The sequence below is a fragment of the Paraburkholderia guartelaensis genome (assembly GCF_004353905.1).
Classification (GTDB): Bacteria; Pseudomonadota; Gammaproteobacteria; order Burkholderiales; family Burkholderiaceae; genus Paraburkholderia; species Paraburkholderia guartelaensis.
In genome coordinates this window covers 1-7,980 of record NZ_SMOD01000091.1, presented here as the reverse complement: position 1 = coordinate 7,980, position 7,980 = coordinate 1, and the positions used below count along the sequence as shown (strand labels likewise).

The following is a 7,980-nucleotide window of genomic DNA, read 5'->3' as shown; positions in this document are numbered from 1 at the left end:
GATGTTGCCGGCCGTCCCTTGCGCGACACGAAGCTCTCGCTCATTGCCACGCCCAGCCGATCCCAGTTGATCAGTTCAGCCAGCCGCACCAGCGGATGTTTCAGATTGATCTGCTCACGCAGCGGCTGCCGGAAGAAATCTCCTTCTGTCACAGGCGTCTTCGGACCCATCCGCACCTCGTCAGGATTTGCAGGATTCAAGCGTCAATATGCCTGGTCCCTGCAATTCCCACAACACCAATTCGGCCTCAGAGCCTTGCCGCATAAGCCTTCGCGGATTGTTCAAGGCCGACTACTGAGGCGCCGTCGCGAGACCTGCGCCGGTATCGGTCGGGTCGAAGCCGGGGGCGAAGCCGTTCGACGTACCCGATGACAGCACTCTTGCATTGAAGATCTGCCAACCCAGCGGCGAGGACTGGATCAGCTTCTGCGCCCAGAGCGCGGCGACGCCCGCGACGTGCGGCGTGGCCATGCTGGTTCCGCTCATCGTGCGCAAGCCGCCGCCCACGGCCGCCGAGATGATGCTTACGCCCGGTCCTGATATGAGTGCACCGGTGTTCGAGAACTCCGCGACTGACAATCCAGCCGCGTCCTGGCCCAGTGCTGCAACGGAGACAATCCCTTCCGACACGGCAGGTGGCGACACCGCGATCTCGAATCGGGGATCGACCTTGCGCCGACTCTCATTGCCCGCCGCGGCGACGATCAAGGTTGCCTGAGCGCGAGCGCGCAGCGCCGAGGCGAGCCGCTCGAACAGCAACACGTTCATCCGATATCCAACCAGCGCGCGCGAGATCGCGAGTTCGGGCGGAAATCCCCGCTCCTGCAGTCCCGCCGAGTATCCGGGAAAGTCAATGCCGAGCGACATCGAAATGACATGAGCGCCGTTGTTGACCGCCCACTGCATCGCGTCGGCGATGCGCTCGCTCGAGCCGCCCTTGTCGCTCAGCACCTTGCCGATCAGCGCCTTCGCGACGCCCCGCGCGACGCCGATGCGGAACCCGTCCACATCGCGCCCAAAGATCGTACCGGCGCAATGTGTTCCGTGACCGACCGTGTCTCCGCCATTCGGGTCGTCCGTGAAGTTCTCCTGTACGAACGTCACGCCGCTGAAGGCGGGATGAGTCGCATCGATGCCGGTATCGAGCATCGCAACGACGATGCCCTCGCCGTCAAAGGGAGAGGTGTCGGCCTTGACCGCATGAACGCCCCATGCGGTGCCCGGCCCTTGCGCGGGCGCCGTGACCGGCAGCATTTCGACGGGCTGGGTCAGTCGCATCGGCATGGCGGGCGCGACCATCTGGATGTCTGCTCGTGCGCTCAACTGCGCTGCCTTGCGATAGTCGAGCTCATCGACCTCGAAAGCAGGCGCCGGCTCGGCAGCAACTTCGAACGGCGTGGCCCCGAGCCCTGCGGCGAACCCGCGGCCGCGGAGAATGATGTACTTTTCCTTCACGAGAAGCTCCTGTAAAGTTCAATTGGCCGCGGCTGATCGCCGTGACCGCGTCACAAACTCCCCGGAATCCATAACGGGGTTCTACGCCGGAATCCCAGAAAATTCCGTCATCACGACATTGAGAGCGTCAATCGGCTTGTTTGCTTGGGGCGTGACGCGCGACAAAAGCCTGCCGCATCTGTCTGGCGCTGGATTTCATCGCCGTGCAGGTACATCGGACGGGCTTTGTCCGGATGGGTACGAGTTCCCGTGCTATGGACGCGACTATGCATTTTTGACGCAAACCGGTTTGCCGAAGGCGTTCCACCGGTTCAGCAGGTTGGCGATGATTACGCCTTCGCCTTCCTGCGACGCAAGCCTTTGCCCATTCGCGACCAAACACGCTATACGAGTTTTCGCTCTTGAAGTTGAGGGAAAAATTCCCTTGATGCTCGTTGCTTCCAGGCATAGTAGCACTCCTTACCAATTGTGGACGTATTCGAATAACTGTGCGAACGTCGTCCAGACGCGATACGTCGAGCGGTCGCCGCGTCGACGGCGACCGCCTGACAAGAAGACGCATCGGTTCGACGTTAGATTTTGTCAGCCAGCTTATACCGGAGTAAAGGAAAACTTAAATTGCGAATTACTGTAGTCGAGCGTAACGTTCACAGCGGGCGTTGCGGCGGGCAGCACATATTTCGTCTGCGGCGTGACCTGGTTGTATGTGTAATTGGGCCCGGTGACTGTGTTGCCGACGGCCCAATACAGCGTGGTATTCAATTCGAATGCCGACAATACATTGCCGGCACTGACCGGAGCAATCGATTGGCATGTCAAATTTCCGTTGATATACCAGAGCGCATTCATCTCGACGGCCGGCTGGTCCGTTGCATTCTGCACGCCCGATTGCTGGGCAGTGACGTGAGGTAGCCGTGCGCTCGATCCCAAAATGGGCGTGCTCAACGTCGGTTGCAGCTGAGACCCATTGACCAGTTCGGAGACATATCCGGGCGGGATTGCAACCACATTGGTCGAATAGGTTCCGTCAGTGGCCTCCATTTGGCCGCTGACTTCCTCGCACAGGACAAATTTGCTCGTACCCCCCTTTCCCGGATGCAGCTGCTGCCATGCAGCGTAGAGCCACTGATGGGCATCGTTCGCCGGTGTGAGAAAGACCAGGATAGATCGATTTCCGAGCTTGTCGGTATTGTTCGTAACACGGAATTCAGTCGAATTCACGTTGGAAGCGAATGCATTTGCCATGGTGATTCCTTCGATAGGTTTCTGATTAATCAGGGTAGACGAAGCGGAATCAAAATTCTGTCGAAACCATATTCGTCTGGTTAATATATTCGTCCGTTCGTACGGCTGCTGCCTATCGACCAAAAGGCGGAAAATGGATTGAGAAAAGATTGAGAACCGCTCGATCGGCTTGCGGCGTTGGATTCGCCGGTGGTTATTTGACAATCGTGTCTTACGTGAATAGCCAGCGAGATGTCGACGCCCAAAAGGCCAATTGCGCACGGCGTTGAAGTTTCAGCTTCACGAGGACGTTGTGCACGTGCGTCTTGACGGTCGCAACACTGACGCCGAGTGTCCGAGCAATTTCCTTGTTGCTCAAGCCTGAGGCCACCAGCCGTACAACGTTGCACTCGCGCGCGGTTAAGGGCACCGGGGCGGCACCTTCGGTAGCGACGCGGTTCGGCACGACAAGTTCCGCTGCTGCTGGAGTGGGTGACGCGCGGACCGCATCGATTTCCTGCAATGCATAGATCAACTGCGTCAGCGACAGGATGGCTTCGACGCTGGCGGCCCCGACGCTCGCCGTATAGTCCACTTCATGCGGAGGTTTTTCCGCCCGTTTGAAAACGAGGACACGTGCGGTCGTCCCCGCGCTCAGTGTCGGCACGCGGTCCTCGTATTCGGCTAACGCAGCGTCAACAAGCACGAGATGCGGCTGCAGGTTCGTCGTGGCCGCCGCGCCTTGAGCAGTGCTGGTACTCCATCCCGCCAGCTGGATCTGCGGCACCGTGGCAAGGACTGCCGCCAGCATCTGGTTCGGCCAGCATGGGGGAGCGATCAAGAGTACCCGCGTCGTCGATGGAGGCATGTTCACTGGGCGTTCCTATTGGGTAGCGGCTACGCAAATTGGTTCGGTATCCATTGGTTGTCCCCCCATCCTGTTCCCCGCGTTATGCCGGTAAGCTCAATGCGTCCGGTTTGTTCTGGCTATCGTGCTTATATTGGCCGAGGTCTTCAATACTCCCGATGTCGTATCGGGTAAGACGCACGCTGTTCAGACATCGTCAAAACCTGGGTTGGATAGCCGTGAGACGAGTTCGGCCGTGCTGCGCAAGTCCAGCTTCCGCAGAACATTCTCGCGGTGCTTGCGCACAGTGAGGTCAGTGATGCCGAGCAGGCGTCCAATCTCTTTACTGGTTCGCCCTTCAACGACGAGCGCTGTTACTTCATGTTCACGTGCCGATAGGGAGCAGTCTTTTTTCGAGTAAGGTGGGTGGCATTAACCATCCCTGTCGCCGTGCATGAGTGACGAGTTCGGCAACATTGCGTAAGCAGAGCCTAGTGAGCATGTTGCTTCGGTGCTTGCGTACGGTGAACTCGCTGATCGACAGTTCCCGAGCAATGCTCCGGCATGAGAGACCGCGGCCGAGGGCGCCGAGAATCTGGTTTTGTCGAGCAGTGAACGGCGGCAATCCGCAGGTCACCCCGTTGTGTGCCCGCACGACGAGGTCGGTCACAGCAGGATAGGCGCGAAGCTGGACCCACGAGTTCGGGCGAGCATGGCGACGTAACCGACAGGTGCGATAGGCTCTGGCTTCAACGCGTAGCGCGCAAGCTGCCGATTAGGGTTGCAGTCCTGCCGGGTGAGCCAATAGTCAGCACCGCGTCGCGTGCCACATCGAATGACCACGTGACCGCCGGCGTCTGGCCGGGCCGCGCGGAGTGTTGGTACCAATGGGTGCCGATGTCGTTCAGTTGTGCGGGCTCGTCGGTAATATGTCCATCGTTGGCAATTTCCGCGTCGGCTGGCGGGGTGGCGTTGGCCGGGCATTGTCAACTCAGCGAAATGAGACGAGTTGATGGCCTGCAGGCCGGGTAATCAGAAAGCGAAGGACGGATTTTGGGTGGCATCGGTGAATTCGCGCCAAGCCACAAATCGTGCGGCAAGCTGTTTGCGATAAAGCGAAGCACGCACCAGATGTCGCTTGAGCGGGAAATGTTGGCGGATTGGCCCGAAGCAAGAAAGGAATTTCTGCGTTTCGGCTCACGAAAGCCGCGCATGCGCCGCTCGCGTTCACGCGTGGGTTGATGGCTATTCTCGGCGCGGTTGTTCACCCGGGCCGCCGCTTTAACGAACACATGCTTCACGCTCGCCAGCTCCGGGATTTCGGCTTTGGCCGCCGGGTAGCTGCGCAACTGGTCGGTAACGATCTTGCGGGGTACCGGGTTTGAGCGCAGCACCCGCTTGAAAAAGCGCTTGGCCGCGGCCGTGTCGCGCCGCTTCTGCACCAGGATGTCGAGTTCGGCGCCATGCTCGTGCACCGCTCGCCATAGCAGATACGGTTCACCGCGCAGCGTGACGTACATCTCGTCAAGGTGCCAGGTTGAACCGGGCTTGCGCCGCGCGGCTTTCACCCGGTGCGCCACGCTCTTGCCGAATTTGTCGCATCAGCATCGGATCGTCTCGTAGCTCACGATCACCCCGCGCTCAAAGAGCAACTCCTCGATATCGCGCAAGCTCAACTGAAAGCGGAAATTATCGATGACGTCATCACGAATGGGCACGTAGAGGGAGTCGATGAGCTTTGGCCATTTCCAATGTTGCCCGCACCGGGCCGAAATCCTCGGAACTGGGGTGTGATTATGAATGCATCGACTTGACTCCCTCCGCAGGGTGATCAAGAGCAGTCGCCTTTGGCCGGCAGAATTGAACCATACTTGTCTCGGCGGTCCAAGTGCAATTGGCGGCCGAGCGCCATCCACCATTTCCTCCTCGCGAAGTCTCGACATCTGCCAACGCATTCAGGTTTGCGATGTCAAGTGCGTTATTGAAGACTCCTGCGTGGCACGATGCCGTACGCGGATAGTCGCCGCTTGCGCGTACTGCCTCAGCGGCGCTTTCGCTTCGTGCATCGCGCCTTCGACAGCCGCAATCTTGTCTCGCAGGCGAGGGGGTAGTGAAACGGGCGGACGCGAGGAAGTTCCAACAATCGACGACATTTCCAGTCCCCGGTGCCCAAGCACTGGACCGAGCGTCGCCAGCGCTTTTGTGTGACTCATGCCCAATTGTTGCGTCAACGCCGGCACCGCAGTTCGCGCCTCGGCTGCTTCCAATGACGCGGCAACCAAGTTGCGTCCGTGTGACGCAGCGCCTGTCGTTCTCCAGCTTGGACGGCCAAACACCAACCGCGTTAGTGGTGCTGCACGATGGTTGCGGTGGGACGGAGGCAACGGGAGCGCTAAGGACGTCGCCAGCGGGCGCAGAACTGATGCTACATCTAGCGCCGCCGTACGGGATCCTGCATCGATTTTCGGCATGGCTACATATTCCTCACGGAATGCCCTATTGCTGCACGATACGGGGTGCATGTGTCAAGGAGGACGAAATGAAGACGTTCCTTGCTGAAGATCAAGGGCTGCGGTGCCAATAGCGCGTGGGCAAATCGGTTAAGGTGTTGGGCTGAACGAATTGAGAACCGATGATGAGCAGGCTGAAGAGCCTGGACGAACTGACTCGCTTCAGGTTTTCTGAGGACTGTCCAAACCTTTTGAGGCGGCTTCGGGTCATTTCGACGAGCATCTTGTCGCCCCTTTCTTCAGACCGCCCCAAGTACAACCACCTCGCCGCGAACATGGTGATCCTGTACAAAGTGCGCATGGACGAACTGCCGGAGGACGTGCGCCGGCTAGCTGGGGACTGTTAAAAGGCGTGGGGTTCCGCTTCTCTTCCGCCTGCAGTATGAACTCGAGGACGCGGGTTTTGGCCGCCCACGGGGATCGGGAATCACTTTCGTTCTCAGTTATTGCGGGGCACAGGGTTAGCCGGCGTCGCGTCCAAAGAGACGTTAAACTGCGAACGCCTGCCGATCCAACATTGAGGCCATTGAGGCCGCATCATGCGAATTTTATTTCACGACATCGTCCGGGCAGGCGAGAGCCCGGAGGAAAGCGCGCTGCGCAAGGCTGCGTTCAGCGTCGACAGAACGCCCGGTGCAGATGACCTGTATTAGCCTGGACCGGAGCTGACAGATAGTCGGAGAAACGAAGTAGGGAAGGCGATTCAGTGAGGAATCAGTTTCTCCCTGGCGAGTTCGAGTGAGTCGAGGAAGGTACGCATCGGCGTCTTGCCGTAACACCATCGCCCTTGATGTTCGCGCTCATTGTTGTACTGGTCAAGCCATGCGTCGAGATCGGTTTGAAGAGCGGCGATCGAGTCGTAGATCTTCCGGCGGAACGCGATGCGATAGAACTCGTTGAGCATGGTCTTGTGAAGCCGCTCGACGATGCCGTTGGTTTGCGGGGAACGTGCTTTGGCGCGGGTGTGATCGATGTTTTCCACGGCCAGGTAGAGCTCGTACTCGTGATGCTCCGGGTTGCCGCAGTACTCGGTCCCCCGGTCGGTCAGAACGCGTGCGAGCGGGATGCCGTAGCTGTCGAAGAACGGTACCACGCGATCGTTAAGCAGATCGGCCGCCGGCAGCGGTGTCTTGCGGTCGTAGAGTTTGGCAAACGCCACCTTCGAGTAGGTGTCAACGAAGGTTTGCTGATAGACCCGACCGACGCCCTTGAGCGTGCCGACGTAAAAGGTATCCTGGGCTCCGCAGTAACCGGGACATTCAGATTCGAATTCGCCGTGCGTTTCCTTTTCCAGTTTGGCACGCTCAAGCGCGGTGAGTTGCGATTCGGTCAGCACCAGACCTTCCTGGGCGGACTTCGCCTCCAGCGACTTCAGGCGCTTGTTCATGGTCTCGAGGTCATGGCGCAGCCAGATGCTGCGAACCCCCTGCGGCGAGACGCTGAGGGCATGGCGTTTGAGCACCTCGTTGGCGATACGGATCTGGCCGTAAGCGGGCAGTTCCAGGGCCAGTTCGACCACCGCCGCCTCGACCTGCGGATCCACGCGGTTCTTCAGCAGCGGGCGGTGGTGGGAGATTTCCTGCAGGGCCGCCTCGCCGCCCTTGTCGTACAGTTCCTTGAAGCGGTAGAAGCTGTCGCGGGAATAAGGTTCTGTCGCAGTAAGAGCGAAAGGTCGGCCAAGAGCGATATGGTATGGATTCCTTATCCAGCCAGCGAATAGAACTGCTGTGCGGGAGTTTGACCAACGCCGCCATCGTTCAATTGCCCCTTGACGATCATCTGCATGACTTCGATGCCACCCAGGAGAATGCGGGCGCAACGAAATTTCTTGAACCCAAGCATCGGTCCGGTCCGGCGCTTGATTGCCCGATGATCCTGTTCGATGATGTTATTCAGATACTTTTTCTGGCGGACCTTGATCGGCACTTCCCGCCTGGCGTTGAT

General features: G+C 59.1%; 5 protein-coding genes and 4 pseudogenes. All 9 read right to left on the bottom strand.

Features of this window, described 5'->3' with window-relative positions; genetic code table 11:
• Window positions 1–170: pseudogene (locus E1N52_RS42400) on the bottom strand (IS5/IS1182 family transposase); the annotation flags it as partial.
• A 121-nt stretch (window positions 171–291) separates the two neighbouring features.
• The gene (locus E1N52_RS42395; RefSeq protein WP_205965769.1) at window positions 292–1,455 is read right to left on the bottom strand and encodes a S8 family peptidase; all 1,164 of its coding nucleotides are present in this window, start codon (window positions 1,453–1,455) and stop codon (window positions 292–294) included.
• A 591-nt stretch (window positions 1,456–2,046) separates the two neighbouring features.
• Window positions 2,047–2,700 carry a hypothetical protein gene (locus E1N52_RS42385; RefSeq protein ID WP_133190997.1) on the bottom strand — a complete coding sequence of 218 codons (654 nt, stop codon included), beginning with the start codon at window positions 2,698–2,700 and terminating at the stop codon, window positions 2,047–2,049.
• A gap of 211 nt (window positions 2,701–2,911) precedes the next feature.
• Window positions 2,912–3,547, bottom strand: a complete 636-nt coding sequence (locus E1N52_RS42380) for a response regulator transcription factor (RefSeq protein WP_133191001.1) — start codon at window positions 3,545–3,547, stop codon at window positions 2,912–2,914.
• Window positions 3,548–3,733: 186 nt separating this feature from the next.
• Window positions 3,734–3,868: pseudogene (locus E1N52_RS45180) on the bottom strand (LuxR C-terminal-related transcriptional regulator); the annotation flags it as partial.
• A gap of 43 nt (window positions 3,869–3,911) precedes the next feature.
• Window positions 3,912–4,163 carry a response regulator transcription factor gene (locus tag E1N52_RS45175; RefSeq protein WP_246089462.1) on the bottom strand — a complete coding sequence of 84 codons (252 nt, stop codon included), beginning with the start codon at window positions 4,161–4,163 and terminating at the stop codon, window positions 3,912–3,914.
• Window positions 4,164–4,558: 395 nt separating this feature from the next.
• Window positions 4,559–5,214: pseudogene (locus tag E1N52_RS42370) on the bottom strand (IS6 family transposase); the annotation flags it as partial.
• A gap of 1,525 nt (window positions 5,215–6,739) precedes the next feature.
• Window positions 6,740–7,681: pseudogene (locus E1N52_RS42365) on the bottom strand (IS481 family transposase); the annotation flags it as partial.
• 56 nt (window positions 7,682–7,737) lie between these two features.
• Window positions 7,738–7,980, bottom strand: a 243-nt coding sequence (locus tag E1N52_RS42360; protein ID WP_133190995.1) for a DDE-type integrase/transposase/recombinase, incomplete at its 5' end; no start/stop codon positions are given.

Coding starts and splice junctions, on each gene's coding strand:
- E1N52_RS42385 (WP_133190997.1), bottom strand. CDS start 2,700: ATGGCAAATGCATTCGCTTCCAACGTGAATTCGACTGAATTCCGTGTT.
- E1N52_RS42380 (WP_133191001.1), bottom strand. CDS start 3,547: ATGCCTCCATCGACGACGCGGGTACTCTTGATCGCTCCCCCATGCTGG.